The following is a 25,688-nucleotide window of genomic DNA, read 5'->3' on the forward strand; positions in this document are numbered from 1 at the left end:
TTGTCATTATTTTTGCTGTTGCTTTCCCGCCAATTCATAAATCGCCTGCGCATAAATCGCTGTTGCTTTGAGCAGATCTTCCACATACATGTATTCATTCTTTTGATGCATCACATCTTCGCGCCCCGGGAACAGCGCCCCGAACGCCACGCCTTTATCGAGCGCGCGCGCATATGTACCGCCGCCGATCGCCAGCAGTTCGGCTTTTTCTCCGGTTTGCTCTTCGTATACTTTTTGAAGCGTTTTGATCAATGGATCATTTTTGTCGACATGATGTGGTTTGCTATCCGAAAAATTGCCGAAAAGCAACCCGTCCTCTTTCAATTTCGACTCAATTTTCGTTTTTCCTGCTTCAATATCAAAAGTAACGGGATAGCGCATATTTAATCCTATGCGTCCGCCCTTTTCCCGATGATAGTTCATAATGCCAACATTGATAGTCAAATCCCCCGAAATGTCATCCTCATACTGGATGCCGAAGTTTTCGCCGCGCGACTTGTCAAAAAATTGGTTCAACGTCCCGATAAATTTGGCGCCTTGCGAATCCAGTCCAAACCGGCTTAAAAAATTCGCCAGGTAAAGTCCTGCACTCTTCCCGTTCCGCGGTTCGGCGCCGTGGGCCGATATGCCTTCCAATTTTAAAATCAATACGCCACCATCCACAAAATCCTTACCCGAAAGGCCTGTTTCCTTTTGATAATCCTGGAACTTCTGCAAAAGTTCCGCTTGTTCGCCGCGGATGGTCAAATGGGCTTCGGCATAATCCGGCACCATATTGTAACGGCGCCCCGATTCAAAAGACAAAATTTCTGCAAACGCCTGCGTATCTTCTTTCATTTGCGGCTCCTGAATGATATCAAAATCGGAAATTCCTTTTTCCGCGTAAATAATCGGAAAGTCTGCATCCGGCGAAAATCCGATGGCAGGCATTTCCTCATGCGCAAAATAATAGTCCATGCATCTCCAGTCGCTTTCTTCGTCCGTACCGACAATGAGGCGCACCCTTTTTTCAAGCGGCAGCCCGAGTTCTTTCACAATTTTCATCCCGTAATAAGCTGCCATTGTCGGGCCTTTGTCGTCACTGGAGCCGCGTGCATAAATTTTTCCGTCTTTTACAATCCCGCTGTACGGATCGACAGTCCAGCCATCCCCTTCCGGTACGACATCGACATGCCCGAGGATCCCGACGATTTCTTTTCCCGAACCCATTTCAATATGCCCGGCCAGGTTTCCGGCGTTTTTTGTTGTAAAACCGTCCTTATCACCCAAGTCCAGCATATACTGCAGCGCATCTTTCACCCCCCGGCCAAGCGGGGCTTCATCCGTCGCGTGTTCTTCATCCAGGACGCTCCTGATTTTCAAAATCCCTTGCAGGTCTTGAATGAGATCGTCTTTTCGTTTTAACACTTCATCCATCCACTTGATATCGGCCATGGTTTTCCCTCCTTTTTATAAACCATATCGCTCTTATTTTACTTCTTTTTTATTTTTTATAAAATAACATTATAGGCGAAAATCGCTAATCTTGGAAGTACGCCTTAAAAGAAAGCGCTACCAATTGTGTTCATAAATCAGGGTGACACTACATATTGTGTAGTAACCCACTAAAATATTTGTCAATTCTCACAAAAAGAGTTACAATATAATTGTTTGACATCTTAGAAAAAAATTTATGAAGAAAAGGGGTTGTCTGAACGGTAAAAGTTTCCTAAAACCTTATCATGTTGTGAAGCTGTTTGTCGTCTTTGTCTTTGGAAAAAAGATGAGGGAGTGGTATTTTGAAACCATCAACAGACCGCATGCTTACTCGTATTAAATCGATTTATGTGTTTATTAAAGAGAAAGGGACAGTGACGACCCAGGAACTGGTGGATGAGTTCGGCATCACTCCTCGCACGATTCAAAGAGATTTGAATGTGCTGGCATACAACGACTTAGTCAAAAGCACACACAGAGGGATATGGACAACAACCGATAAGAAAGTTAAGATGTCATCTTAAAGAAAGAAACAAAACATATTTGGAAAGCGGCAGCGGACAAATGCATTGCCGCTTTTGGCATGTTACGGGCTCTTTCGGTACAGCTCCAAGAGCGCCATTTCCGCCTCCGTCAATTCACGGTACGCCCCTGGCCCGAGTTATGCGTCCAGCATCATGGGCCCGATTGACAGCCTTTTTAAATTTCCCACTTTTTCCCAACCGCTTTGAACATCCGCTTCACATGATGGCATTTTCCTTCCGTAATCGTTCGTTCGATTTCTGAAATTTCTCCTGTTATTAAAATTTTTAGTTCAGCCGATTTTTCCGTATAACCATCATCAAGGAGAACACTGTTAAGGAAAATGCCAGCATCTTCTTCGCCGGCCCTGCCTTGATAACCGCGATACGTTTTTGGGACATGCTTTTTGCGTTTTGTCAAAAACTTAGCAAGCCTCTTGCCCGATCCCCCATTTCTGTTTGTGCCCCCTGCACGATTTTCGCATAATCTGGAGTATCCCGCTTGATAGGAGTGAACCGTATGAACTGCCAAATGGATCCTGCCCTGGCGCAGATGCTCCGGGAAATCATCCGTCAGCTGGATGAACTGGACAAACGGCTGAACAGGACGAATTTGCGTATTACGCAAATCGAACATTACATCCTCTATTTACAAGAACAGGATATATTGCCACGGTAAGGAGGAGGAAAAAGTGGTCCCCCTCCGCATTTCTTTTTACCGCATGTGGAGGAGTGCCTTTACCCTTTGTACCCTGACCCCAAACAGTTTGTCGGCAAGCCTCGATTTTAAGCCGAGGTAGGCGTACACGGCGGCACCGGCCAATGCGCAGATCACAACGATTAAAAAGGCATGCCATCTTGAGGACGGGGAGATGGCAAGCGTCAATCCTTTGTAGATGACGCCCACCACCGCCAGCATAACGGCGTTAAAAATCAAAATCAGGATCGTGCGCCGGATCACCGTCCGGTACGGATAGGCGGCAAAAACTTTAATCACGATAAAGCTGATCAGGATGGACGCCATATACCCGATCGCCGTCGCATAAACCGCGCCGATAATCCCGTACATCTTAATTAACGGGATATTCAAGCTTAGTTTAAAAAGCAGCCCGACAAGGAGGCTCAAAATCGTCCAGCGCTGTTCATTAATCCCTTGCATGATTGCGGCCGTAACGGAATAGAGAGAAAACAAAATCGCGACAGGTGCATAATGCATGAGCACACTGACCGAAATGGCGTTGTCCGTATTGTAAAAAATCGCAAAAATTGGCCTGGCCAACAGCGACATCCCGAGCGCGGCCGGCACCGTAATAAATAAAAGGACCTGCAGCGTTTGGTCGACGGAACGGATCAGCATATCCCGCTGCCTTTTCGCAAATGCTTCCGTGATCATCGGGACGAGTGTCATCGAAAAAGCGGTGGCAAGCGATACCGGAATAATGACCAACTTATGTGACTGGAAGTTTAAAATCCCAAGCTGCGTTTCCCACACTTTCCCGAGATTGATCGCTTCCATCCCGCGTTTCACCGTCAGCTGGTCAATCATTTGGTAAAGAGAATTGGCGATCCCGACGAACACGAACGGCAGCGCCGAAAGAATAATTTCTTTGTACATACTGAATACCGAAACATGCATTGTTCCCCTGTCCTGTTTCAAAAGCCGATCAAGGTGCGGCTTGCGCTTGACCCAGTACCAAATCAGAATGAGGAGGCTTGCAATACCTCCGACAAAAGCAGCAAAAGTCGCCGCGCTGATCGCGGATACGATGCTGCCGTGCAGGACATGCAAGATCACATATGCGCCGATCAGCATAAACAAAATCCGGACAAACTGCTCCACCACCTGCGAAACAGCGGAAGGCCCCATCGACTGGTGGCCCTGGAAAAAGCCGCGGATCAGACTCATCACCGGAATAATGATCAGCGCAAAACTGACCGCACGGATAACTGTTGTCACATCGGCTTTTGTAAATGCTTGTGCATCCTGTTTCCCGGCCATTGCCAAATCCGTAAAATATGGAGCAAAAATATACATCACAAGGAAGCCCAAAATGCCGGTCGCAAGCATCAAATACACGCTTGTCCTGAAGAGTTTGCGGCTGACCGCATATTCTTCGAGCGCATTATACTTTGCTACATATTTTGCAACAGCAAGCGGGACGCCTGCCGTGGAAATGCTGATAAAAATATTGTAAGGGACGTATCCAAACTGGTACAGTGCCTCAGGACCCGAGCCGCCGACAATCGCATCAAATGGGATAACATAAAACACCCCGAGAATTTTCGAAATAATGGTCCCAAGCGTCAAAATAAACGTGCCCCGCAACAAATTTGAAGACATAGAATCCCTTCCCGACCGAAATGATCTTCCGGCCGCCCATATACGGACGGACCTTTTTTCACACACTATAATGTAGTGTACCGCGAACGCCTTCACTTGACAATTTTTTTATGAAGAAATTTTTCCGGCATTTTGCGGCAGTTGTTTCTGCAAATCAAGATTTGCACAGACATTCCTTATATTTTACAATAATGTGGACAAAAAAGTAAAAGAGGTTTGGACATGAAAAGCGATTATGATGTCATTGTAGTGGGCGGCGGGCCTGCGGGGTTAATGGCCGCAATTGCAGCAGGGGAAACAAAGAGCCGCACGCTTCTTGTGGATAAAGGCAATAAACTGGGCCGGAAGCTGGCCATTTCCGGCGGCGGCCGCTGCAATGTGACAAACCGACTGCCGATAGATGAAATCGTGAAAAATATCCCGGGAAACGGACGCTTTCTTTACAGCGCATTTTCCGTTTTCAATAATGAAGATATCATTGCTTTTTTTGAAAAACTCGGCGTAGCCCTCAAGGAAGAAGACCACGGACGAATGTTTCCGGTTTCGAATAAAGCCCAGTCGGTTGTCGATGCCCTATTGAAAAAGTTAAAAGAACTGCATGTTGAGATCAAGGTAAATTCCCCGGTGAAAAAAGTATTGTTTGAAAACGGTGCGGCGGTGGGCATCCTGCTTGAAAGCGGCGGGAAAATCCGGGCAAAAGCAGTGATTGTCGCATCAGGCGGCAAATCCGTTCCGCAGACCGGGTCAACAGGCGACGGCTACCCGTGGGCGAAAGAAGCCGGTCATACCATTACCGAACTGTTCCCGACTGAAGTGCCGGTCACATCGGACGAACCGTTTATCCGCGACAAGACGCTCCAGGGCCTCTCGCTCCGCAATGTCGGCGTGAGCGTACTGAATCCAAAAGGAAAACCGATCATCACCCATCAAATGGATATGCTGTTTACCCATTTTGGCGTTAGCGGACCGGCCGTCCTCCGCTGCAGCCAGTTTGTCGTAAAAGCGATGAAAAAGTGGAAGCTTGATCATGTAGAAATGTCTATTGATGCAATGCCTGAAAAAAATGAAGAACAAATTTTTCAAGAACTTACCAAGGCGGATCCGAGGAAAGCAATCAAAAATGGACTAAAAGGGTTTTTACCGGAAAGATATTTGCTATTTTTACTTGAAAAAAGCGGTATAGACCTGAACGCTCCCGCTTACGCCGTTTCCCGCGAGGCACTGCGCACGCTCGCCGGGGAAATGAAGCATTTCCGCTTCCGGGTGAACGGGACACTGCCGCTTGAAAAAGCTTTTGTAACGGGCGGCGGCGTATCCGTCAGAGAAATCGAGCCGAAGACAATGGCCTCAAAGCTCATGCCCGGGCTTTATTTTTGCGGCGAGGTGCTTGATATTTACGGTTACACAGGCGGCTACAACATTACTGCCGCGCTTGTCACGGGCCGCCTTGCCGGAATGAGTGCCGGCACCTATGCTTTACAAAAGTGAAAATTCGGGGCTGCCCAATGGTTAAGGCAGCCTCGTTTGATATGTTTTTAAAGACACATTGCCTGAAATGTTTGCTGTTCCAAAATCCCCGAAATCATTTATGGTACAGGATCATGGCTGAAAAGCAGTAAATTTGCTCATCGCCGGGTTCCATCATGGCCGCAATATTGTATTTAATGTCAATGAGCTGATCTTCATCCATTTTTTGCAAAAACTCGTTCATGCTTTCTTCAAGGTCTTTTTCATGCTCGCAGTCGAAAAGCTTTACTTGCACCATTGTGATCCCTCCTTTATTAGGATCCATTCTTTCCAATTTCAGAACATTTTAAACTGAATCTTCAATTTTTAAGACCCATTTTGAAAAAGAAAAAAATAACGGGAAACTAAGGCAGTATATAAGGAATGAGCAGAAAAGGTTCCACCCATTCAAATAATGGAACACGCCGAACAAATCGGAAATGCCTTCCAGTATCGTAGAAGCGGAAATCCAGGCCAACAGGTAAAAAATTTTAAACTGCTTTGATAAAAACCTCGGCAAAAACATTTTCAGTAAATTGATAAATATATAGCCATATAAAATGTACACCGAAAAATACATAATGATATCGAATAATTCATGCCGGTGGGAATCAAATGTGTCATAAAAATTTCCAGGGTACGTGACGCCGATGACTTCATCGGCAAAACAGGAAACAGCCGAGAAAAACAAACCGGTCGTGATACCAGCTGTGCGTGATACGGATTTTGGCAAAATCCATACGGCAAAAATGAGTGCAGCAAGGGATACAAGGACATAAATTTCATTTTGGTCAAATCGTTCAGGAAGCATTCTGGGCCGCCCCCTTTTTTCCAAAAAGCTTAAATAGCACATCCCCGGTATGGGCTGCAGCAAGCCCGAAAAAAAAGAAAACAAACAAATACCTCCAGGACCATTCCCGTGCAAACAGGACGCCGGAAAATTGCAATACCGCCAAATAGGCCGCAAATACGGGGAAGAAAGCGGCTGTTGTTCCGGATTTCAATGCAGGAAACTTTGTTCGATGCCAAAAATGTAAATAAAGGAGAAACAAGAACGGGAACTGAAACAGGATGAGCTGTCTTGAAATAAAAATGATCGGTATATGGCGGTCATGGATCCAGCGCAGATTAAGTTCCATTATCCTCAGGATATTGACCGTCCAGCAGTAAAGCCATAAGTAAAGCCCCATTGTTTTCAGTTTTTCTTTTTTGGCCGTACGACAACAAAATAAGAACAGAACAACCCCTGCAAAAACTGGGAATAAAATGACCATTTGCCCGTTCCCCTTTTTTATGAAATAAATGTTAAGCATAGTTTGCCGTTTCCTATGAAAAATTATGAATCTGCCTTCATATAAAAAACAGGCCTTGCAGCCCAATCGATGCAAAGGCCTGTTTTTTAAAGCGGTTAGTTCGCCACAATATTCACCAGTTTGCCTGGAACGACAATCACTTTGCGGACGATTTTCCCTTCTGTAAATTCTTTTACTTTTTCATCCGCCAACGCGAGTTTTTCCATCTCTTCACGGCCCATATTGCGATCAATCATCACTTTGTTGCGCACTTTGCCGTTCACTTGCAGGACGATTTCAACTTCATTGTCAACGAGTTTTGACGCATCAAACGTTGGCCATGCTTCGTACGTAATCGTGCCCTTGTGCCCAAGTTTTTCCCAAAGTTCTTCAGCAATATGCGGGCAAAACGGCGAGAGCATTTTCACAAAGCCTTCCGCATAAGCTTTCGGCAAAATATCTGTTTTATACGATTCGTTGATGAACACCATCAATTGCGAAATGGCCGTATTGAAATGGAGAGCATCGATATCTTCCGACACTTTTTTCACAGTCATATGGTACGTTTTTTCAAGCGCCGGGTTCGCTTTGTCCTGGATTTTTGCCGCGAGGCTGCCATCTTCGTCAACAAATAGTCGCCAAATCCGGTCAAGGAAGCGCCGCGATCCATCAAGGCCGTTTGTTGACCAGGCGATAGAGGCATCAAGCGGCCCCATAAACATTTCATACAAACGCAACGTATCGGCCCCGTGCGATTCGACAATGTCATCCGGATTTACGACGTTCCCCCTCGATTTGCTCATCTTTTCATTGTTTTCGCCGAGGATCATGCCTTGGTTGAACAGTTTTTGGAACGGTTCTTTCGTCGGCACAACGCCGATATCGTATAAAAACTTATGCCAGAAACGGGCGTACAATAAGTGGAGGACCGCATGCTCGGCACCGCCGATGTAAATGTCAACCGGCAGCCATTTTTTCAGTTTTTCCGGATCTGCCAGCGTTTCTTTATTATGCGGGTCGATGAAACGGAGGAAGTACCAGCAGCTTCCCGCCCATTGCGGCATTGTGTTTGTTTCGCGGCGACCTTTTTTGCCTGTTTGAGGATCCACCACATTGACCCAGTCTTCAATATTGGCAAGCGGCGATTCGCCTGTGCCGCTTGGCTTGATTTCGGTCGTTTTCGGCAGCATGAGCGGCAGTTCTTCTTCCGGCACAGCGGTGGTCGTGCCGTCTTCCCAATGGATGATCGGGATCGGTTCGCCCCAGTAGCGCTGGCGGCTGAACAACCAATCACGCAGGCGGTATGTCACTTTTTTCTGCCCGATGCCTTTTTCTTCTAGCCATTCGATCATGCGTGAGATTGCCGTTTGTTTGTCAAGCCCGTTCAAAAATCCGGAATTAATATGCTCGCCGTCACCGGTATAGGCTTCTTTTTCAATATTGCCGCCGGCTACAACTTCTTTGATCGGCAAATTAAATTTGCGCGCAAATTCGTAGTCGCGTTCATCATGGGCAGGCACCGCCATGATCGCGCCTGTCCCGTAGCTCATCAAGACATAATCGGCAATCCAGATCGGCATTTTTTCGCCGTTGACCGGATTGACCGCATAAGCGCCAGTGAACACGCCGGTTTTTTCTTTTGCGAGATCCGTCCGTTCAAGGTCGCTCTTCGATTGGATCTGTTCCAAGTAAGCCGCGATCGCATCTGCCTGTTCCGGCGTTTTGATTTTATCAACCAAAGGATGCTCCGGCGCCAGTACCGCATAAGTCGCGCCGAACAGCGTATCCGGGCGGGTCGTGAAGACGGTGAAGGTTTCATCGGTGCCGTCGATGTTGAATATCACTTCCGCCCCTTCCGAACGGCCGATCCAATTGCGCTGCATGTCTTTAATGCTTTCCGGCCAATCGAGCTCTTCCAAATCTTCAAGCAGCCGGTCCGCATAAGCGGTGATTTTCAGCATCCATTGGCGCATCGGCTTGCGGATTACCGGATACCCGCCGCGTTCACTCTTGCCGTCGATCACTTCTTCGTTGGCAAGTACGGTCCCGAGCGCCGGGCACCAGTTGACAGGCACTTCATCCACATATGCAAGCCCCCGTTTCCATAACTGCAGGAAAACCCACTGCGTCCACTTGTAATACTCCGGATCCGTTGTGTTAATTTCCCTGTCCCAATCGTAGGAGAAACCGAGCGACTTGATCTGACGGCGGAACGTGTTAATATTTTTTTCCGTGAAAACGGCCGGGTCGTTTCCCGTATCAAGCGCGTATTGCTCAGCCGGAAGCCCGAACGCATCCCAGCCCATTGGATGCAGCACATTGTACCCCTGCATCCGTTTTGTGCGCGCCAAAATATCGGTTGCCGTATAACCTTCCGGATGCCCGACGTGCAGGCCGGCGCCTGAAGGATACGGAAACATATCGAGCGCATAAAATTTCGGTTTATTTGAATCTTCGTCCGTACGGAAAGTTTTATGCTCTTCCCAGTACTTCTGCCATTTCTTTTCGATTTTCCGGTGATCAAAACTCATCTGAAACTCCTCCTTCTGTATGTATCCCGATTGACAATAAAAGCAATGCAAAAACCCCCCCATCCCAAGGAATTGGGACGAGAGGGCCACTCCCGCGGTACCACCCAGATTAGTGCAAGCACTCACTTCATTATCCTTAACGCGGAAAACGGCAAATACTAATGAATCCGTTCATATTTGCAACTCAAAGGCGAGTTCATGGGGGTTTCTGATTGGCTTGCACCCTCCGCCAATTCTCTTGTTTTCAGTCCCGCCATTACTGCTCCTTGTCAACGTTCTTCCATATTTATTCATTTTATTTACTATTGTACAGAAATTTATACATCGTTTCAACAAGATTTTCTTAATGGCACCGATTGCTCCGCTTTTTTTGACTTTAACGGGAGGTTATAGGCCGCGGTAAGCATGAGCGCCACCGCATACAGGACAATTAACACAGCAAAAAGCACGTTCATGCCGTACAAATCGGCAAGCAATCCGCCAATGACCGGCCCGATCATGCGCCCGGCCGTTGCCACGCTGTTGACAATCCCTTGGTAAAATCCTTCCCGCCCTTTAGGAGCCAGCTCGCCTGCAACTGCCGGAACCGACGGCCAGACGAGCATCTCCCCTAAAGTGAGGATAGCCATCGCGGCAACAAAGCCCTGAAACTGTTCCGCGATGCTTGCAACTCCGAATGAAACCATGAAAATGGCAATCCCCGCCATGATTTGCGCTTTTACATTGGACAGCCATTTTGTCGTAACCGGAATAAGGAAAGGCTGCCCGAGCACAATGATTGACCCGTTCAACGTCCAGAGCAAACTGTACTCATGAAGTGAAATATGAAGTTTCTGCGTATAAGCTGAAATCGTCGCCTGCCACTGTACATATGCGATCCAGCAAAGCAGGTATGATGTACATAATATGATCAGCGCCAGAAGTTGTGAACGGGTACCACTTGAAATGCCGGTACGTCCCTGATTCTTTCGCGCCAATTGTTCTTTAGACATTTTATTATAGCCGAACGCCGCAATCAGCCCAAAAACAATAAACATCAGCAAGTTGGCCGGAAAAATGTAATCAAATGAATAAGAGGCAATCGCGCCCCCGAGTGCCGAACCGACCGCAACGCCGATGTTTTGCGCAACATAGATGGCGTTATATGCCTTGCGCCCACCGTTCTTCCACACCGATCCCGCCATGGCGAACATCGCCGGCCCGATGATTCCGGAACCGAGGCCGATTAACGACAAAAAAATAACATACTGCGGCCAGCCGTGCCAAAAGGTAAGCCCGGTTAAGGCGGCTACGGTGATCACAATGCCGATCATCGTTGCGCGGTATCCGCCGATATGATCGTATAAAGTTCCCCCCGCAAGACTGCCGATCACGCTCGCCAATGAATTGAGCATTAATACAACCCCTGCGACGGATAATGTTTTTCCAAGATGATCATGGATGTAGATGGAATTTAACGGCCATAAAAAAGAAGAGCCGGTAATATTGATTGCCATCCCGATCACAAGGAGCCAAAGGACTTTGGCATGGCCATGCTCCCTTTCGTTTCTTCAATATTAATCTTCCAAACAGCATTTTATGTGTTTTTTTGTATTGGGGCAAGAAAGATTTGCTCTGAGACTGAAAGAAGTAATATTCCGCAAACTTAGTTGGCTCAGCATCTATACCATCAGAGGTATTTTTAAACCATCCGCTGATATTTTTGCCGGTTCCGCTGATATTTCAAGTTTTACGCTGATTTCTTCTCCATTTCCGCTGATATTTTTCAAAACTTTAGTCTGCTGCAGGTCCAATACCCCTTGAAAAGCGGGATGAACTGCTTTTCATCCCGCTTTTCTCCATTAATCCGGATTTTCGTTATGCTGTTTCGATTTTACCGGCTGGCTCTTTTTGCTGTTTTTCTTTTTCAGTTCCTTCACCGGGTCGTAATCGAGGACGGCTTCGATGTCCTGATTGTTCACGCCGTTTTTCGTTTTCTGCTCCGGATTTTGCTGTTTTGAACGTTTCCTTGGCATACCGTTACCCCCGTGCTTACATAATCGGTTCGTGTTCCTGTAAAATGATCTGGTTCTGCAACTGCTGGATTTGCAGGCGCATGCGGTGGAGGCGCTCACGCTGCTGGGAGTTGGCGCTGATCGCTAGTTTGCAAAGCTCGTTATAGGCATCTTCCAGTTCTTTCAAAGGCGCGGAAAAATCATAATAGCCATAGTTTTCTTCACGGATGCCTTCCATATACTGCTCGCGCGCCGAATGTATGGCATTTTCGCAGCGGCTGATGCAATTTTCGACTGCTTCCCGTGTAGCCATCACCAATTCCCCCTTTTTCTTTGAAGCATGCATGCTCCATTTGTATTGTGCCCAGCCGCACGCCCGCCATTCCTTTTAACAAACGATCTTTCATGGTAAAATGCTTAAGGAACCGCACGAAAGAGGCGAAAAAAGGAGGCCGTTTAAAATGGCGGAATCAAATCCATTTCAATATTCAAATGACAATAAACGTTACCATACATGGAATTACCATCTAAGAAAACATTTCGGCCATAAAGTGTTTAAAATTGCACTTGACGGCGGGTTTGATTGCCCAAACCGGGACGGCACTGTGGCATACGGCGGCTGTACGTTTTGCAGCGCAGCAGGGTCAGGTGATTTTGCCGGCGACCGCACGGATGACTTGGAAACGCAATTTCAAAAAGTGAAAGCACAAATGCACCATAAATGGAAAGGAGGAAAATATATGGCGTATTTCCAAGCCTTTACCAATACACATGCGCCGGTAGATGTGCTGCGTGAAAAATACGAAACGGTGCTCAAACAGGACGGGGTTGTCGGGCTGTCCATCGCCACCCGGCCGGACTGCCTGCCGGATGATGTCGTAGAATATTTGGCGGAGCTGAATGAACGGACATACCTCTGGGTGGAGCTCGGCCTGCAGACGGTCCATGAGCGCACGGCGCAGCTCATAAACCGCGCCCATGATTTTCAGTGCTATGTAGAAGGCGTGGACAAACTCCGGAAAAAAGGCATCCGTATCTGCACCCATATTATAAACGGCCTGCCAATGGAAGATTACGATATGATGATGGAAACGGCGCGCGAAGTGGCGAAGCTCGATGTGCAGGGCATCAAAATCCACCTGCTCCATTTGTTAAAAGGAACGCCGATGGTAAAGCAATATGAAAAAGGGATGCTGAAATTCCTCTCGTTTGAAGACTATGTAAAACTCGTGTGCGACCAGCTTGAAATTTTGCCGCCGGAAATGGTGATCCACCGCATTACCGGCGACGGCCCGATCCACCTGATGATCGGCCCAATGTGGAGCGTGAACAAATGGGAAGTTTTAAATGCGATTGATGCAGAATTAAAAAGAAGAGACAGCTGGCAGGGGAAATTTTACAAAAATACTTTGGAAGCATCGGCAAAATGAACATGCTTCCTGTTATTCCGTTCGCCCATTCACTGATGGAAATAGCAGTCAAAAAAGGCGGATTTGCGATTGACGCGACCGCCGGGAACGGGCATGACACCGTGTTTTTGGCAAAACTTGTCGGGGACAGCGGTAAAGTGTTCGCCTTTGATATCCAGCCGGAAGCGGTCATCCGGACAAAAGAACGCCTGCAAAAAGAAAGGCTGGACACGCGCGTGGAGCTGTTCCGCACCGGCCACGAGCATGCGGGCGAATGCATCCCGGCTGGATATCACGGGAAAATCAGCGGGGCGATTTTTAATCTCGGCTACCTGCCAAACAGCGATAAATCGGTAATTACCCGGCCGGAAACAACGATTGCCGCAGTAGAGCAAATTTTTGCCATGCTTGAAACCGGCGGGGTCATCGCCATTGTCGTTTACCACGGCCATGAAGGCGGTGCTTTTGAGCGCGACCGGCTCCTTGAGTATGTGAAAAAACTTGACCAAAAACAGGCGCATGTGCTGCAATACGGTTTTATCAACCAGGAAAACCATCCGCCTTTTCTGATTGCAATTGAAAAAAGGTAAGATTACAGCATTTCTTTTGCGATCAGTTCAAAAGACCGCAGCTTGTCTTCAAACCGGTACATATTGGAAACGAGCATGATTTCATCCGTCCCGTAAACATCGGCGAGCCTGAGCAGCGTATCTTTCACCTTTTTCGGCGAGCCGATCACCATATTCTTGCGGTTTTCCTCGATATGGGCCCGCTCGAAACGGCTGTACGGATAGGCGAATGCTTTTTCCGGGCTCGGGAGACCGTCTGACGGTATCCCCTGTTCAAGCAAAATCCTCGCCAGTTCCATGCTCGCATTCAGCCGCTGTGCTTCCTCATCCGTTTCGGCACAGCAAACAAAAACAGCCGCTATGTTTTTTGGCTCCTTTAAATAGGGGGACGGCTTGAACTGTTTGAGATAAGTGCGCATTGCCTCCGGGCCGCCTTCCCCGTTGATAAATTGGGCATACGCATACGGCAGCCCTTTTTCTGCGGCAAGTGCGGCGCTTTTCTGGCTTGACCCGAGCAACCACACTTCCGGGTTTGTGTTCGTTACGGGCGTCGCCTTTAACCCATACAGTTTATCTTCCGGATCAATCGCATCGTGCAAATACATCTGCAGCTCATCGATTTGCGCCGGGAACCGGTCAATGTTTCTCCTTTCCCCGTTATGCAGGGCATACGTCGCACGCGGCATGCCCCCGGGCGCCCTGCCGACCCCAAGATCGATTCGCCCCGGCGCGAGGCCTGACAGCACCCGGAAATTTTCCGCAACTTTAAATGCGCTGTAATGCGTCAGCATCACCCCTCCCGAACCGATGCGGATCCGGGATGTTTTCGCAGCAATATAGGAAATCAAAACTTCCGGCGATGAACCGGCAAGCGCCGCGGAATCATGGTGTTCGGAAACCCAAAAGCGGCGGTATCCCCATTTTTCCGCATGTTTTGCCAATTCCACCGTATTTTGCAGCGCTTCTTCCGCCGCCATTCCTTCCGAAACCGGAGACTGGTCCAAAATGCTCAAACTTAATTCCGCCAATTTTCATCTCTCCTATTTCACAAGTATTTTTGCAAGCCCGGCCGGAATCATGTTTTTAATTGCCCGGTACATTTTTCCATTGAAATAAAAAAATAAACTGATGGAACCCGCAGATCTGATCATTTTCCGCGACAATTTCCGGACGCTCCGCTGTTTCCTTACTTTATCATCGGATAAATATACGGCTAGCAGCCCTCGGTTAATCAGTTTATGGAATTTTTCATTCGGAAGTTGCCCTGTATGTTTGTCCGCTTCCCGTAAAAAATGCTTCAGCCGTCGGAAAAGCTGTTCTTCATTCGGGTAATAAAAGCAAAAATTCAAATCTCCGCCTTTCTTGTCTTCATCCTGATCAATAAAATAGTCAAGCAAAATATGCAGCCCCTGTATATAAGGAAAGTAGCCGTCACGGATAATTTTTGCATATTCGGGGCGGAAATCATCCCGGAGCGCATAAGAGACGAGGCAGAAAATCCCGAGGGTCGAACCGGAACAAGCCGAAAACTCATACCATCCCATATCCGGAAAATCGGCTTTAAATTGTGCGAACCAATTCTCAAGCCGCGGCACCCGCTCTTCAACCCGCACATGTTTATGTACCTGCAAATCCGAATAATAACGGCACAGTTCGAGCAAATAAGGTTTGATCGCTTCGTAATGGGGGATTGCTTTTAAAACGGATTGGCAAGTCGTCACGAGCTCGTGCAGATAACCACCGTCGTTTTGGTCTTCGCGGAGCCGATAATAATTTTTTAAATTTGCCCCAACCGTCAGCGCATCGCACATTGATTCATGCAATGCCCGGAAATCATCCGGATCGAGCGATGTGCTGCGGTCACACAAATTATCCAAATAATCGCTGATCGTTTGGTAGGCGACAATAAACTGAAAAGCCTGTGCACGTTCTTCCATTGCCAAAAGCCCCAGGATCGACCCGCCCTCACAATGGAACGTTTTATATTTGATGCTTGCAAGCGCCTGCGCCTTTAATTCTTCATTTGGAATTTGCCGTGCCCTTTCCCGCCAGTAGCGCAATTCGCGGTGGACAGCCGGCATCACCCTGCGGTAAACTTGGGCCATTAACGATATAGGGCAGGATGGGATTGTCATCAGCGGTTCACCTCAATCAATGATATAGCCTAAAGCGCGGAGCCGGTTTTCCACGAAGTTTTTCGCATAAAGAAAAACATCTTCCCTTTCCGGTTCATTAAAAATTTCATGATAGCATTTCGGCCATTCTTTGTATAATTTTTCCGACAGCGTTGTTTGGTTAAACCAATCCAAAACCGCTACCTTGTCCACGATTTTATCATTGCCGCCCTGCATCACGAGAAACGGCACATCCGGCAGCCGGATCACATCGGCATGAGCCAGACGCATCGCCGCAATCAGCTCGCGGTACCAGCGGACGGAAACTTTCGTTAACATCAATGAATCATTTGCCGTCTTCATCTGAATTTCCTGGTTCCGCGTCGCCATCTGTACAGTCAGCGGGCTATTAAAGCGTATGGTTGGCGCAATTTGGTTTAATCCGATCGAAAGCAGGCCAAGCAGCTTTGAAGGATAAGTGACAAGCCCGAGGCACGGTGCGGAAAGGATAGCGCCTGCGATTTTCAAGCGCTCCCTTTCAAGCAGCCGGATCACCGCAAGCCCGCCCATGCTGTGGCCGAGGAGAAAAATCGGCAATTCAAATTGGTAAGCCGCCGTCACCCAGTCTTTAATCTCGGTTGTATATTCGTCAAAGGATTCGATATGCCCTCTTTGTGCCCTTGATGTCATGCCATGACCGGGAAGATCGCCCATCACCACATGAAAGCCGCTCGATCTCCACATCTCGATCAGCCAGCTGTAGCGGCGGTGGTGCTCCATCGCGCCATGGACCATGACGATGACTGCTTTCGGATTTTCATCTGCTTCCCATTTCCACATTTTATTGCCTCCTTCAAAACTGCGATACGATCGCCTTCCTTTATTTTACCCATAATCCTCCCATTCTGAAAAACATATGCCGTTTCCATTCCAATTTATTCATAATTTGTTTACAATTCTTTATAAGGCAAACTAGCGAAAAAAACAAAGCAGATATTGCAGGAACCAACAGAAAAAAGCCTGTTGAAATCAGTTCTTTGAACAAGGAGTGGATTTGATGATTTACCCTTTTCACGGCAAAACGCCTGTCATTTCGCCAACTGCTTATATTGCTGACTATGTGACGATTACGGGGGATGTTGAAATCGGCGATGAATCCAGCATCTGGTTCAACACCGTAATCCGCGGCGATGTCGCCCCAACGAGAATCGGCCGGAGAGTGAATGTCCAGGATAACTGCGTCCTGCACCAAAGCCCTAACACCCCGCTCATTTTGGAAGATGAAGTGACAGTCGGGCACCAGGCCATTTTACATAGCTGCCACATCCATCCGAAAGCCCTGATCGGCATGGGATCCATTATCCTGGACGGCGCCGAAATCGGGGAAGGTGCGTTTATCGGCGCAGGCAGCCTTGTGCCGCAGGGGAAAAAGATCCCGCCCCGTACGCTGGCATTTGGACGCCCCGCCAAAGTGATCCGCGAACTGACAGAAGAAGATATACAGGACATGCGCCGGATTGTCCACGAATATGCGGAAAAAGCGCAATACTACAAAGGGTCTGTTCCCGTTTCCGAAAGCTGATTCCGGAAGCGGGGCAGACCCCCCTATTTGTTCCTGCAATTATTTCCGCTTTCCCGCAGCGGTTAACGTGTCGTGCGGTTTCTTGCCTAGCGCCTTCTGTATAGTGGAGCTCCGGCAAGCTGGCCGCGGGCTTGTTTTTGAAAATCATATTTGTCTTCCACGTATACAGCATGCCATACCATGAAAATCAGGACGGTCCAGATTTTCCGGCTGTAGTCAAGTTTGCCCGCGCAATGGTCTTCCAACAGTTTTAAGACATATTGTTTATTGATGATATCATCGGTCGGGCTTTCTTTTATCGTCTGTACCGCCCAGTCATGCATTTCCTCTTTCAGCCAGTGGCGGATCGGAACCGGGAACCCAAGTTTTTTCCGGTTCAACACATGGTCCGGCACAATGCCTTCTGCCGCTTTTCTTAAAATATACTTCGTCGTGTTATGGGACGTTTTTAAACTCGACGGAATTTGCGAGGCCACCCGGAACACTTCCTTATCCAAAAACGGCACGCGCAGTTCAAGCGAATGGGCCATTGTCATCCGGTCTGCTTTTAGCAAAATATCGCCGCGCATCCACGTATGGATATCGATATACTGCATGCGGTCAACCGGGTCATAACCTTTCGTCTCATTGTACAGCGGCCTTGTAATATCGCGGTAATCGAGATCGCTGCGGTAAGTCCTGAGCAAGTCCCTTTTTTCTTCTTCCGTATACATTTTCGCATTTCCGATATAACGGTCTTCCATCGGTGTCACGCCGCGCTCGATAAAACTTTTCCCTTTAATCCCTTCAGGCAGCACTTTTGCCAAAGCTTTCAAAAGCGATTTTCCGGCAACAGGAATTTTATCGAAAACTTCAAGAGACTGCGGTTCGCGGTAAATATTGTAGCCGCCGAACAATTCGTCTGCGCCTTCCCCGGACAAGACAACCGTGACATGCTTCCTGGCTTCGCGCGCCACGAAATACAGCGGCACACAGGCAGGATCGGCAAGCGGGTCATCCATATGCCAAATAATTTTCGGCAGTTCTTTCATATATTCCTGCGGCGTGATCACATAACTGATATTTTCGACACCGAGTTTTTCCGCCGTCTCTTTGGCGACGTCAATTTCGCTGTAGCCTTCGCGTTCAAAGCCGACAGAAAAAGTTTTAATCGCCGGGTGGAATTGTTTCGCGATCGATGCGGTGATCGAAGAGTCGATCCCGCCGGAAAGGAAAGCCCCAACCGGCACGTCGCTGCGCATATGGACTTTGACGGAATCAATGAGCACATCGCGCACTTCTTTAATAAATTCGTCTTCGCTTTTTTGCACCGGATGGAACGATGCTTTAAAATACCGCTTAATTTCCATCGGTTTACCGATTTTCTTGATAAAATAATGGCCCGGTTCCAATTTTTGAATGCCTTTTGTCATGCTGTAAGGTTCCGGGACAAATTGATACGTTAAATAATGCTGGACTGCATCGTAATTAAGTTCCGGATTTTCCATCGCGAGCAAAATGCTTTTCTTCTCGGAGCCGAAATACATTTCTTCCCCGCTCTGGTAATAGAAAAACGGTTTGATGCCGAACGGGTCACGTGCCCCGCACAACGTCTGTTCCTGCTTGTCCCAAATCACAAAGGCGAACATACCGCGCAGTTTTCCAACTGCTTTTTCGCCAAGATGGCTGTACAGTGCGAGGATCACTTCCGTATCGGAATTTGTTTCGAACGTAAGCCCTTCTTTTAGCAATGCCTCACGCAATTCGACATAGTTATAAATTTCGCCGTTAAAAATGATCCAATACCGTTCGTTTTCATATGTTAAAGGCTGGTGCCCCGCGGCAAGGTCAATAATGCTTAGACGGCGGAATCCGAACTGGATATGTTCGTCTTCGTAGTAGCCTTCATCATCAGGACCGCGATGCTCAATCATATTGTTCATGCTTTTAAACAGTTGCCTGTCTTCATCTGATAATGCAATTGGATGGTCATGGACGCAGCCAATAAATCCGCACATGAGGAAAGTCACCTACTTTGATAGTTTCGATACATTTTATTTTAAAATTTTTTCGTGAAAAAACAAATGAAGGAAGAAACCTTCTGACAAACCATTTTTATGGCAGCCCTTTTCCGGCGCCATTTTCAACACATGTAATATATATTAGCATTTTTTCCGGCATTTTTGCAGGAAAAAATACGATTTGTTAAAAAAGAAACAAACTGCATGGGAGGAACGTACCGGCCCGGGCCGTGTTGATGCATTCCGAGACTCCCCGATTTGGATCAGGTTCTCCCCGTTGCACCGGTTTTTCCCCTGTTTTGCCAATCTTTCTCCCCAAAGTGCCGCGCTTACTCGTCTGGCGGTTCTCCCCATTTCGAACCGGATTCTCCCCGGTTCACCTATTGGTTTTTCTTTACATTTTTCTAATTATTCTCTCCAATGCAGAACTTTTTGTCCAGCTCTTTCAAACATAAGAAAAGAGCGGCTGCCAAAATCAGGCCCCGCTCCTTATCTACATTAATTTTCCTTATAATTGTGCACAAACACACTCAACGCTTCGGCTTTATCCGTTTTTTCCCACGGCACGTTTAAATCGTTGCGGCCGAAATGCCCATACGCAGCGGTCTGCCGGTAAATAGGGCGGCGCAGGTCAAGCATTTTGATAATGCCGGCCGGTCGCAGGTCAAAGTTGGCTTGTACGGCTTTAATCAACACTTCCTCAGAAACTTTTCCGGTACCGAACGTATCAATGGAGATGGATACAGGTTTCGCCACCCCTATCGCATACGCAAGCTGCACTTCACATTTTTCCGCCAGCCCGGCCGCCACAATATTTTTCGCGACATAGCGGGCTGCATAGGTAGCGGAACGGTCCACTTTCGTCGGGTCTTTTCCGGAGAATGCGCCGCCGCCGTGGCGGGCATAGCCGCCGTACGTGTCTACAATAATTTTGCGGCCGGTCAAACCGGCATCCCCCTGCGGTCCGCCGATCACAAAACGGCCGGTCGGGTTAATGAAATATTTCGTGTCCGCATCAAGGAGATGGGCAGGCACGACCGGTTCGATGACATGCTTTTTCATATCTGCCTGAATCTGCTCAAGGCTGACGTCCGGATTGTGCTGTGTGGAGATGACAATTGTATCGATGCGGACAGGTTTATTGTTTTCATCATATTCAACGGTCACCTGCGTTTTCGCATCCGGGCGCAGATACGGAAGTACTTCCTTTTTACGGAGTTCGGCAAGGCGGCGCGCCAGCTTATGGGCGAGCGAGATCGGCAGCGGCATCAGTTCTTCCGTCTCATTGCAGGCAAAACCGAACATTAAGCCCTGGTCGCCTGCCCCGATCGCTTCAATTTCTTCATCGCTCATCTGGCCTTCGCGCGCTTCCAGTGCCTGGTTGACACCCCGCGCGATATCCTCGGACTGTTCGTCAATCGAAGTCAGCACCGCGCACGTTTCGGCATCAAATCCAAATTTCGCGCGTGTATAACCGATTTCTTTAATCGTTTGCCGCACCACTTTTGGAATGTCCACATATGTATTCGTGGAAATTTCCCCCGTAACAAGCACAAGGCCGGTTGTAACTGAAGTTTCGCAGGCGACGCGGGCATTCGGGTCTTTTGCCAGAATTGCATCCAAAATTGCATCGGAAATCTGGTCGCAAATTTTATCGGGATGGCCTTCCGTGACCGATTCCGATGTGAACAAATGCCGTCTTTTTGACATTCACTTTTCCTCCTTAAATGGGTTGCTGTTTTTATCCTCTTTAACGGTACTCATTACCCTTATTATGTCAGGCTCAAAATTAAATATCAAATTCCAAGTATACCTATAGGAAATAAAGCGGCCAATAATAAAAACCTTTCCGACCAATGGGAGAGTGGAAAGGTTTTGACTATTGCTTATCGCGCCTTTCACTCTTATCGTTCAAGGAATCCTTTCCTTGCTGCAGGTTAGCACCTTTGCCTGGAAGTTAAAGCGGCGGCTGCGTTGCGAGCGCATCGCCTGTTCCAGCGGCGGGTTGCTGGGTTTCATTGGGCCCGTCCCTCCACCAGCTCGGGATAAGAGTATCCGTTCAAAGTAAAATCATACGCAATTTACCGGCCAGTGTCAATGTTTTTTCATTGTCTGCGGGAAGTTTCCACGATCAAAAAGCCTGTTTCCCTTTCTTTCCTATTTCATCACATATTTCAATCAAAAGTATGTGACAATCAAATAAATATGTTATACTAATATCGTTTACAAGATAGAATAAGATTTTCAAAGGGGCGGTTTATCGAAATGGATCTTATTGGCACTTCTGATGATTTAAAACTTTTGCTTTCGGGGAAAAATGTACGCACTCAGCTTTCCGTACCACAATTAATGGAAAAAATATTAGTAAGGAAAGAAGCGGTGCTGACCTCTACCGGGGCCGTTTCCGCTGTAACGGGAAAATATACGGGAAGATCGCCGAAAGACAAATTTATCGTTGTCGACTCCGAATCAAAAAGCCGCATCGACTGGGGAAATGCCAACCAGCCGATCTCTGTCGGAGTGTTCAACAAGCTTTACAAAAAAATGGTGCAGTATTTAAAAAGCAGAAACGAGATTTTTCTGTTTAAAGGATTTGCAGGTGCCGATCCTTCCAGCCGCCTTCCGATCCAGGTCGTGAACGAGTTCGCCTGGCATAATTTATTTGCGCACCAATTGTTTATCCGGCCGGACGCGAAGGAACTGCAGGAACACGAGGCGCAATTCACCATTTTGTCCGCGCCGCTGTTCAAAGCTGACCCGGCTACAGACGGTACGCATTCCGAAGTCTTTATCATCATTTCGCTTGAACGGCGCATCATTTTAATCGGCGGAACGGAATATGCCGGTGAAATGAAAAAAAGCATCTTTTCTATTATGAATTATTTGCTGCCGCAAAAAGGCATCCTTTCCATGCACTGTTCCGCAAATACCGGTAAAAATGGCGATACGGCGCTGTTTTTCGGTTTGTCCGGAACCGGGAAAACGACTTTGTCAGCAGACCCGGACCGCGCGCTTGTGGGCGATGATGAACACGGCTGGTCGGACAGCGGCATATTTAACATCGAAGGCGGCTGCTATGCAAAATGCATCGGGTTGACGGAAGAAAAAGAACCGCAAATTTACCGGGCGATCCAATTCGGAACCGTCCTTGAAAATGTTGTCGTCGATCCGGAATCCCGCAGTCCGCAGTTTGAGAATAATACGCTTACCGAAAACACAAGGGCCGCTTATCCGATTGAAAACATCGGAAACATTGCCCGCTCCGGCATGGCCGGCCATCCGGGCACAATTATCTTCCTGACGGCCGATGCATCCGGTGTCCTGCCGCCGATCAGCAGGCTGACAAAGGAACAGGCGATGTACCATTTCTTAAGCGGCTATACATCGAAACTGGCTGGCACCGAACGCGGCGTCACCAGCCCGGAAGCCGTTTTCTCTACCTGTTTCGGCGCGCCGTTTTTGCCGCTTGAACCGGCTGTATACGCGAAAATGCTTGGAGAAAAAATTGAAAAGCACCATGTCCAAGTATTCCTCGTCAATACCGGCTGGACTGGCGGACCGTACGGCACCGGGGCGCGCATAAAATTAAGCTACACAAGGGCAATGGTCCGGGCCGCAATCGGTGGAAAACTGAAAGATGCACCAACGCAGCAGGATGACATTTTCGGTTTGCACATCCCGCTCCATATCGACGGTGTGCCGGATCACGTCCTGTTTCCGGCAGAAACTTGGGAAGACAAACAGGCTTACCGCCAAAAAGCGCTTGAGCTTGCTGCACGCTTCAAGGAGAACTTCTGGAAATTCGCGTCCATACCGGGCGAGATCGAAAAACTCGGCGGTCCACTCGTTTAAACCGGCGGGAGCCGCGAGAAAGGCGCCTCAGTAATCCGGCTATCCTTACGCATCCAAATAACGGACTTTAAAACCACATACTTGCCTGGACGGCGTTGATCCCTTCCTGAACGGCCCATTGGTGGTGGCCGCCGCTCATTTTTGCGGCAGCCTCGTGAAGATTTAGCCATTCCAGTTTTTGGCTTCCTTCACTGGGCTGTTCGATTTTTCCTAAATAAAACAGCCCTTCGTCTATCGTATGTTGCCTTGTGAATTGTGCAGCTTTTCCTAAAAAACTCCCGACTTCCAATTCCGCCCCGACCGTACGCTTGAGGCAGGCAATATCCGATTCCCCCTGCCCGATTTTACCTCCCGGCAGCACATAACCATTATATTTCAGAACCGCCCCGACCCTTTCTTTTTTTGCATCAAAAATAACGGCATAGGCGCCGCAGTCTTTCATATAGGTCCCTTTCGTTTCCATTACAGGCCACTCCTTTCCTGCTTTACAAAATAGTATTTGCTTTCGTGCCTCTTTCATTCAAAAAACATGCGCCGCAGTTCGAAACGCGGCGCATGTTTTAATTCGGCGTATTCAAAGAAACGAGTTCATAGCGGATGATGGTCGTATTTCGTTCCCATTCCATTTTCCGGATTACGGCACTTCCGCTTGGTTCGCTTTCCTTCTTTTTCCGGACTTCAATTGGCATATCAAGCGGATAAAGGCAGTAACCCGGTTTTTTCAGCACAAATAAATTTTGTTCAATCCGTTCTTCTTCCCCGTTTGTAATGAGGACCGTATCCAGTCCCATCAACATTCCCATTCGTCTCACCTCCGTTAGTATTTTCATTTTATCATGGCAATGCCCGTCTTTTCATCCACACGCATAAATCATGCACAATCCGGCGGTTCACAACAGGCGGAAAATGATGGGCAAACTGCGGGAAATACCATGTTTCCACCCGCTTATCCAAAGCCTCAAGCCCGCGTTCAAGGCGCCGCGCATGTTCCACTGAAACATTCCGATCTTGCTCTCCGTGGATAATAAGCACCGGGCATTGAATTTGATTAAGCGCATACAGAGGCGTCCGTTCCCGGTAACGGTCCGGGTATTTTTTCGGCGTGCCCCCGATGACGCGCTTCATCATTCTTCTTAAATCGACGCGTTCCCTATACGTTAGCGCAACATCCGAAACGCCACCCCAGGTGACAAGCGATGCGGCTGTCCTTGCTTCTGCGGTACTGAGTGCCATAATGCCGCCGCGGGAAAAACCGAACACATGCACTTTTCCGGAAACCCGATCGTGTTCCATCAGCAGGTCAAAACCAAAGTACGCATCGTGTCGGTCGCATCCGCCGAAATCTTCATCCCCCTCCCCGCCCCAATTGCCGCGGTAAAAAGGAGCAAAAACGATAAATCCTTCCAACGCAAACTGGCCGATGCGCGCCGGCCGCACCATCCCGACGCTCTTGATGCCACCGCGCAAATACAAAAACCCATCATATGTAAGCCCATCATCCGGTTCCGCCAGCATCCCTTTCACTTTCAAGCCGTCCGACAAATACGTGACAAGATACATGCGCACCCGCGGACTCGGGGAAGGAAAAAGCTGCTTGTCGACAATCAAACCCATGCCGCATCACCTTTTCAGTTTTTCATTGATTTGCCTTGCTCCAAACAATGCCCCTTAGTTCTCTTACCGGTTTGTTTCCTTCACATACCTAAAATCCTTCCACCTTCAGCTTCTGTTGCTAGTATGGCGTTTGGTTCAGGTGCCTGTCAAGTTTCCAGCAAAAACGTATGTGTCAAGTTTTTCTCGACATCGTTTAAAAATCAGTGATGTCCAGCCACTCTCGTATAATAAGTTTCGATCCTACTAAATGAGTCAATATCCAGTTGAATGATTGTTCTTTGACAAGTGAATCTTTGATGTTTTCGGGGCGAGCCCCGAAAACATCAATTTGGGACTTGGGCGTTTCGTGATGTTCCTAGATAATGGTCTTAGGATCATTTGGGTTAACGCTGAGAACACTCTGTAGCTTTGACTACTTAAAAAGTCTGCGTCCACAGGTTTTTGCCCGACCTTCTAACCCGTAGGCTGTTCCTCCGGTGAACACTTTTTGTACACTTTTGGCTACCGCACTTTGCTTCCCTGGATAAGGGCAATCCAAAAAGCCGTTAAACCGGGCATATTTTTGATGATCGCGAAATTTACTCGCTTGTCCTTCAAACACACTGGGTCTCTTCTTGCTCGCTTTTCCCGCAGGAGTCTCAGGAATTAGCAATCATCATATATTCTCAGCCTTTTAAAGGATTTTGCGATTGCCCCTTATCCAGGTGAAGATATGAAAACCTAAAAATCTTGCTCAAATTCCCTATTGTTGATTGAATGCTCATATACGGGCTTATAGATCCCTGTTTTGCCCCGATTGACGTGCGTACAGGCTGTTTTAGCAGCTGGGCGGGTTTGTCAGACCTGCTGACTTTCCAGCCCTCAACCTGTTTCTTTGCTTTTATGAG

General features: G+C 47.9%; 25 protein-coding genes, 1 riboswitch and 1 other annotated feature. Of the genes, 7 read left to right on the forward strand and 18 right to left on the reverse strand.

The features are described 5' to 3' along the window. Positions 1–6: 6 nt before the first annotated feature. Positions 7–1,434, reverse strand: coding sequence for a dipeptidase PepV (pepV, locus tag BpJC4_RS04650; protein WP_151697586.1), 1,428 nt, complete (start codon positions 1,432–1,434; stop codon positions 7–9). A 344-nt stretch (positions 1,435–1,778) separates the two neighbouring features. Between pepV and BpJC4_RS04655 the strand changes: the two genes are divergently transcribed. Continuing rightward, complete coding sequence (locus BpJC4_RS04655; RefSeq protein ID WP_151679414.1) at positions 1,779–2,000, forward strand: DeoR family transcriptional regulator; 222 nt, start codon at positions 1,779–1,781, stop codon at positions 1,998–2,000. Between the two features lie 175 nt (positions 2,001–2,175). Here BpJC4_RS04655 and BpJC4_RS04660 read toward each other — a convergent pair whose 3' ends face one another. After that, positions 2,176–2,418 carry a pseudouridine synthase family protein gene (locus BpJC4_RS04660; RefSeq protein ID WP_151697587.1) on the reverse strand — a complete coding sequence of 81 codons (243 nt, stop codon included), beginning with the start codon at positions 2,416–2,418 and terminating at the stop codon, positions 2,176–2,178. A 99-nt stretch (positions 2,419–2,517) separates the two neighbouring features. Here BpJC4_RS04660 and BpJC4_RS16060 point away from each other — a divergent pair, with 99 nt between their 5' ends. Next, positions 2,518–2,676, forward strand: coding sequence for a hypothetical protein (locus BpJC4_RS16060; RefSeq protein ID WP_172967441.1), 159 nt, complete (start codon positions 2,518–2,520; stop codon positions 2,674–2,676). Between the two features lie 36 nt (positions 2,677–2,712). Here the strand turns inward: BpJC4_RS16060 and BpJC4_RS04665 are convergent, their stop codons facing one another. Continuing rightward, positions 2,713–4,338, reverse strand: coding sequence for a putative polysaccharide biosynthesis protein (locus BpJC4_RS04665; RefSeq protein WP_151679416.1), 1,626 nt, complete (start codon positions 4,336–4,338; stop codon positions 2,713–2,715). A 222-nt stretch (positions 4,339–4,560) separates the two neighbouring features. On the opposite strand from BpJC4_RS04665, the gene BpJC4_RS04670 reads away from it, so the two are divergent. Further along, a complete protein-coding gene (locus BpJC4_RS04670; protein ID WP_151697588.1) occupies positions 4,561–5,826 on the forward strand; it encodes a BaiN/RdsA family NAD(P)/FAD-dependent oxidoreductase in 1,266 nt (421 codons plus the stop codon). 94 nt (positions 5,827–5,920) lie between these two features. Here the strand turns inward: BpJC4_RS04670 and BpJC4_RS04675 are convergent, their stop codons facing one another. The 7 genes from BpJC4_RS04675 to BpJC4_RS04705 all read right to left on the reverse strand — a co-directional run bounded on the left by BpJC4_RS04675 (position 5,921) and on the right by BpJC4_RS04705 (position 11,974). Next, a complete protein-coding gene (locus tag BpJC4_RS04675; RefSeq protein WP_151679417.1) occupies positions 5,921–6,103 on the reverse strand; it encodes a sporulation protein Cse60 in 183 nt (60 codons plus the stop codon). A 48-nt stretch (positions 6,104–6,151) separates the two neighbouring features. Then, a complete protein-coding gene (locus tag BpJC4_RS04680) occupies positions 6,152–6,655 on the reverse strand; it encodes a hypothetical protein (RefSeq protein ID WP_151697589.1) in 504 nt (167 codons plus the stop codon). Beyond that, positions 6,645–7,118, reverse strand: a complete 474-nt coding sequence (locus BpJC4_RS04685; RefSeq protein ID WP_151679419.1) for a hypothetical protein — start codon at positions 7,116–7,118, stop codon at positions 6,645–6,647. The genes BpJC4_RS04680 and BpJC4_RS04685 overlap by 11 nt, the downstream gene beginning before the upstream one ends. Before the next feature lie 134 nt (positions 7,119–7,252). After that, positions 7,253–9,667: a leucine--tRNA ligase gene (gene leuS, locus BpJC4_RS04690; RefSeq protein WP_151679420.1), complete on the reverse strand. Its 2,415-nt coding sequence runs from the start codon at positions 9,665–9,667 to the stop codon at positions 7,253–7,255. Between the two features lie 70 nt (positions 9,668–9,737). Further along, positions 9,738–9,949, reverse strand: a binding site (T-box leader). 47 nt (positions 9,950–9,996) lie between these two features. Next, positions 9,997–11,163, reverse strand: coding sequence for an MDR family MFS transporter (locus tag BpJC4_RS04695; RefSeq protein WP_151697590.1), 1,167 nt, complete (start codon positions 11,161–11,163; stop codon positions 9,997–9,999). Positions 11,164–11,508: 345 nt separating this feature from the next. Then, positions 11,509–11,682, reverse strand: coding sequence for a glycogen biosynthesis protein GlgD (locus BpJC4_RS04700; protein ID WP_151697591.1), 174 nt, complete (start codon positions 11,680–11,682; stop codon positions 11,509–11,511). 16 nt (positions 11,683–11,698) lie between these two features. Further along, a complete protein-coding gene (locus tag BpJC4_RS04705) occupies positions 11,699–11,974 on the reverse strand; it encodes a YtzC family protein (RefSeq protein WP_151679423.1) in 276 nt (91 codons plus the stop codon). 148 nt (positions 11,975–12,122) lie between these two features. On the opposite strand from BpJC4_RS04705, the gene mnmL reads away from it, so the two are divergent. Beyond that, a complete protein-coding gene (gene mnmL, locus BpJC4_RS04710) occupies positions 12,123–13,091 on the forward strand; it encodes a tRNA modification radical SAM protein MnmL/YtqA (RefSeq protein WP_151679424.1) in 969 nt (322 codons plus the stop codon). Then, entirely contained in the window at positions 13,088–13,660 is a 573-nt protein-coding gene (gene mnmM, locus BpJC4_RS04715; protein ID WP_151679425.1) for a tRNA 5-(aminomethyl)-2-thiouridylate-methyltransferase MnmM, read from the forward strand. Before mnmL ends, mnmM begins: the two co-directional genes overlap by 4 nt. Before the next feature lie 2 nt (positions 13,661–13,662). Here mnmM and BpJC4_RS04720 read toward each other — a convergent pair whose 3' ends face one another. From BpJC4_RS04720 to BpJC4_RS04730, 3 genes are read right to left on the reverse strand one after another with little or no spacing between them, the layout of a single operon-like run. After that, on the reverse strand, positions 13,663–14,667 hold the full coding sequence (locus BpJC4_RS04720) for an LLM class flavin-dependent oxidoreductase (protein WP_151679426.1): 1,005 nt from the start codon (positions 14,665–14,667) through the stop codon (positions 13,663–13,665). Positions 14,668–14,679: 12 nt separating this feature from the next. Continuing rightward, positions 14,680–15,774: a tetraprenyl-beta-curcumene synthase gene (tbcS, locus tag BpJC4_RS04725; protein WP_151679427.1), complete on the reverse strand. Its 1,095-nt coding sequence runs from the start codon at positions 15,772–15,774 to the stop codon at positions 14,680–14,682. 12 nt (positions 15,775–15,786) lie between these two features. After that, on the reverse strand, positions 15,787–16,593 hold the full coding sequence (locus BpJC4_RS04730; RefSeq protein WP_151679428.1) for an alpha/beta hydrolase: 807 nt from the start codon (positions 16,591–16,593) through the stop codon (positions 15,787–15,789). Between the two features lie 217 nt (positions 16,594–16,810). Here BpJC4_RS04730 and BpJC4_RS04735 point away from each other — a divergent pair, with 217 nt between their 5' ends. Then, the gene (locus BpJC4_RS04735) at positions 16,811–17,335 is read left to right on the forward strand and encodes a gamma carbonic anhydrase (RefSeq protein WP_151679429.1); all 525 of its coding nucleotides are present in this window, start codon (positions 16,811–16,813) and stop codon (positions 17,333–17,335) included. Between the two features lie 86 nt (positions 17,336–17,421). On the opposite strand, the gene asnB is transcribed toward BpJC4_RS04735, so the two are convergent. Together asnB and metK are read right to left on the reverse strand one after the other, a co-directional pair. Next, positions 17,422–19,332: an asparagine synthase (glutamine-hydrolyzing) gene (gene asnB / locus BpJC4_RS04740; RefSeq protein ID WP_151697592.1), complete on the reverse strand. Its 1,911-nt coding sequence runs from the start codon at positions 19,330–19,332 to the stop codon at positions 17,422–17,424. Between the two features lie 501 nt (positions 19,333–19,833). Then, positions 19,834–21,045, reverse strand: a complete 1,212-nt coding sequence (gene metK / locus BpJC4_RS04745) for a methionine adenosyltransferase (protein WP_151679431.1) — start codon at positions 21,043–21,045, stop codon at positions 19,834–19,836. 191 nt (positions 21,046–21,236) lie between these two features. After that, positions 21,237–21,387: riboswitch (SAM riboswitch) on the reverse strand. Positions 21,388–21,600: 213 nt separating this feature from the next. Between metK and pckA the strand changes: the two genes are divergently transcribed. Beyond that, positions 21,601–23,187, forward strand: a complete 1,587-nt coding sequence (pckA, locus tag BpJC4_RS04750) for a phosphoenolpyruvate carboxykinase (ATP) (RefSeq protein WP_151679432.1) — start codon at positions 21,601–21,603, stop codon at positions 23,185–23,187. 67 nt (positions 23,188–23,254) lie between these two features. Here pckA and BpJC4_RS04755 read toward each other — a convergent pair whose 3' ends face one another. From BpJC4_RS04755 to BpJC4_RS04765, 3 genes are all read right to left on the reverse strand, one after another. Continuing rightward, a complete protein-coding gene (locus BpJC4_RS04755; RefSeq protein WP_151679433.1) occupies positions 23,255–23,650 on the reverse strand; it encodes an NUDIX hydrolase in 396 nt (131 codons plus the stop codon). Between the two features lie 97 nt (positions 23,651–23,747). Next, entirely contained in the window at positions 23,748–23,990 is a 243-nt protein-coding gene (locus tag BpJC4_RS04760; RefSeq protein ID WP_151679434.1) for a DUF2584 domain-containing protein, read from the reverse strand. A 31-nt stretch (positions 23,991–24,021) separates the two neighbouring features. Continuing rightward, a complete protein-coding gene (locus BpJC4_RS04765) occupies positions 24,022–24,801 on the reverse strand; it encodes an alpha/beta hydrolase family protein (RefSeq protein WP_151679435.1) in 780 nt (259 codons plus the stop codon). Positions 24,802–25,688 lie beyond the last annotated feature (887 nt).

It is taken from the genome of Weizmannia acidilactici, assembly GCF_008974185.1.
Taxonomy (GTDB): Bacteria; Bacillota; Bacilli; order Bacillales; family Bacillaceae_C; genus Weizmannia; species Weizmannia acidilactici.

What these genes read in the sequence shown, in the direction of transcription:
- pepV (WP_151697586.1), bottom strand. Translation starts at nt 1,434, where the DNA reads ATGGCCGATATCAAGTGGATGGATGAAGTGTTAAAACGAAAAGACGAT.
- BpJC4_RS16060 (WP_172967441.1), top strand. Translation starts at nt 2,518, where the DNA reads ATGAACTGCCAAATGGATCCTGCCCTGGCGCAGATGCTCCGGGAAATC.
- BpJC4_RS04665 (WP_151679416.1), bottom strand. Translation starts at nt 4,338, where the DNA reads ATGTCTTCAAATTTGTTGCGGGGCACGTTTATTTTGACGCTTGGGACC.
- BpJC4_RS04670 (WP_151697588.1), top strand. Translation starts at nt 4,561, where the DNA reads ATGAAAAGCGATTATGATGTCATTGTAGTGGGCGGCGGGCCTGCGGGG.
- BpJC4_RS04675 (WP_151679417.1), bottom strand. Translation starts at nt 6,103, where the DNA reads ATGGTGCAAGTAAAGCTTTTCGACTGCGAGCATGAAAAAGACCTTGAA.
- BpJC4_RS04680 (WP_151697589.1), bottom strand. Translation starts at nt 6,655, where the DNA reads ATGCTTCCTGAACGATTTGACCAAAATGAAATTTATGTCCTTGTATCC.
- BpJC4_RS04685 (WP_151679419.1), bottom strand. Translation starts at nt 7,118, where the DNA reads ATGGTCATTTTATTCCCAGTTTTTGCAGGGGTTGTTCTGTTCTTATTT.
- leuS (WP_151679420.1), bottom strand. Translation starts at nt 9,667, where the DNA reads ATGAGTTTTGATCACCGGAAAATCGAAAAGAAATGGCAGAAGTACTGG.
- BpJC4_RS04695 (WP_151697590.1), bottom strand. Translation starts at nt 11,163, where the DNA reads ATGGCAATCAATATTACCGGCTCTTCTTTTTTATGGCCGTTAAATTCC.
- BpJC4_RS04700 (WP_151697591.1), bottom strand. Translation starts at nt 11,682, where the DNA reads ATGCCAAGGAAACGTTCAAAACAGCAAAATCCGGAGCAGAAAACGAAA.
- BpJC4_RS04705 (WP_151679423.1), bottom strand. Translation starts at nt 11,974, where the DNA reads ATGGCTACACGGGAAGCAGTCGAAAATTGCATCAGCCGCTGCGAAAAT.
- mnmL (WP_151679424.1), top strand. Translation starts at nt 12,123, where the DNA reads ATGGCGGAATCAAATCCATTTCAATATTCAAATGACAATAAACGTTAC.
- mnmM (WP_151679425.1), top strand. Translation starts at nt 13,088, where the DNA reads ATGAACATGCTTCCTGTTATTCCGTTCGCCCATTCACTGATGGAAATA.
- tbcS (WP_151679427.1), bottom strand. Translation starts at nt 15,774, where the DNA reads ATGACAATCCCATCCTGCCCTATATCGTTAATGGCCCAAGTTTACCGC.
- BpJC4_RS04730 (WP_151679428.1), bottom strand. Translation starts at nt 16,593, where the DNA reads ATGTGGAAATGGGAAGCAGATGAAAATCCGAAAGCAGTCATCGTCATG.
- BpJC4_RS04735 (WP_151679429.1), top strand. Translation starts at nt 16,811, where the DNA reads ATGATTTACCCTTTTCACGGCAAAACGCCTGTCATTTCGCCAACTGCT.
- asnB (WP_151697592.1), bottom strand. Translation starts at nt 19,332, where the DNA reads ATGTGCGGATTTATTGGCTGCGTCCATGACCATCCAATTGCATTATCA.
- metK (WP_151679431.1), bottom strand. Translation starts at nt 21,045, where the DNA reads ATGTCAAAAAGACGGCATTTGTTCACATCGGAATCGGTCACGGAAGGC.
- pckA (WP_151679432.1), top strand. Translation starts at nt 21,601, where the DNA reads ATGGATCTTATTGGCACTTCTGATGATTTAAAACTTTTGCTTTCGGGG.
- BpJC4_RS04755 (WP_151679433.1), bottom strand. Translation starts at nt 23,650, where the DNA reads ATGGAAACGAAAGGGACCTATATGAAAGACTGCGGCGCCTATGCCGTT.
- BpJC4_RS04760 (WP_151679434.1), bottom strand. Translation starts at nt 23,990, where the DNA reads ATGGGAATGTTGATGGGACTGGATACGGTCCTCATTACAAACGGGGAA.
- BpJC4_RS04765 (WP_151679435.1), bottom strand. Translation starts at nt 24,801, where the DNA reads ATGGGTTTGATTGTCGACAAGCAGCTTTTTCCTTCCCCGAGTCCGCGG.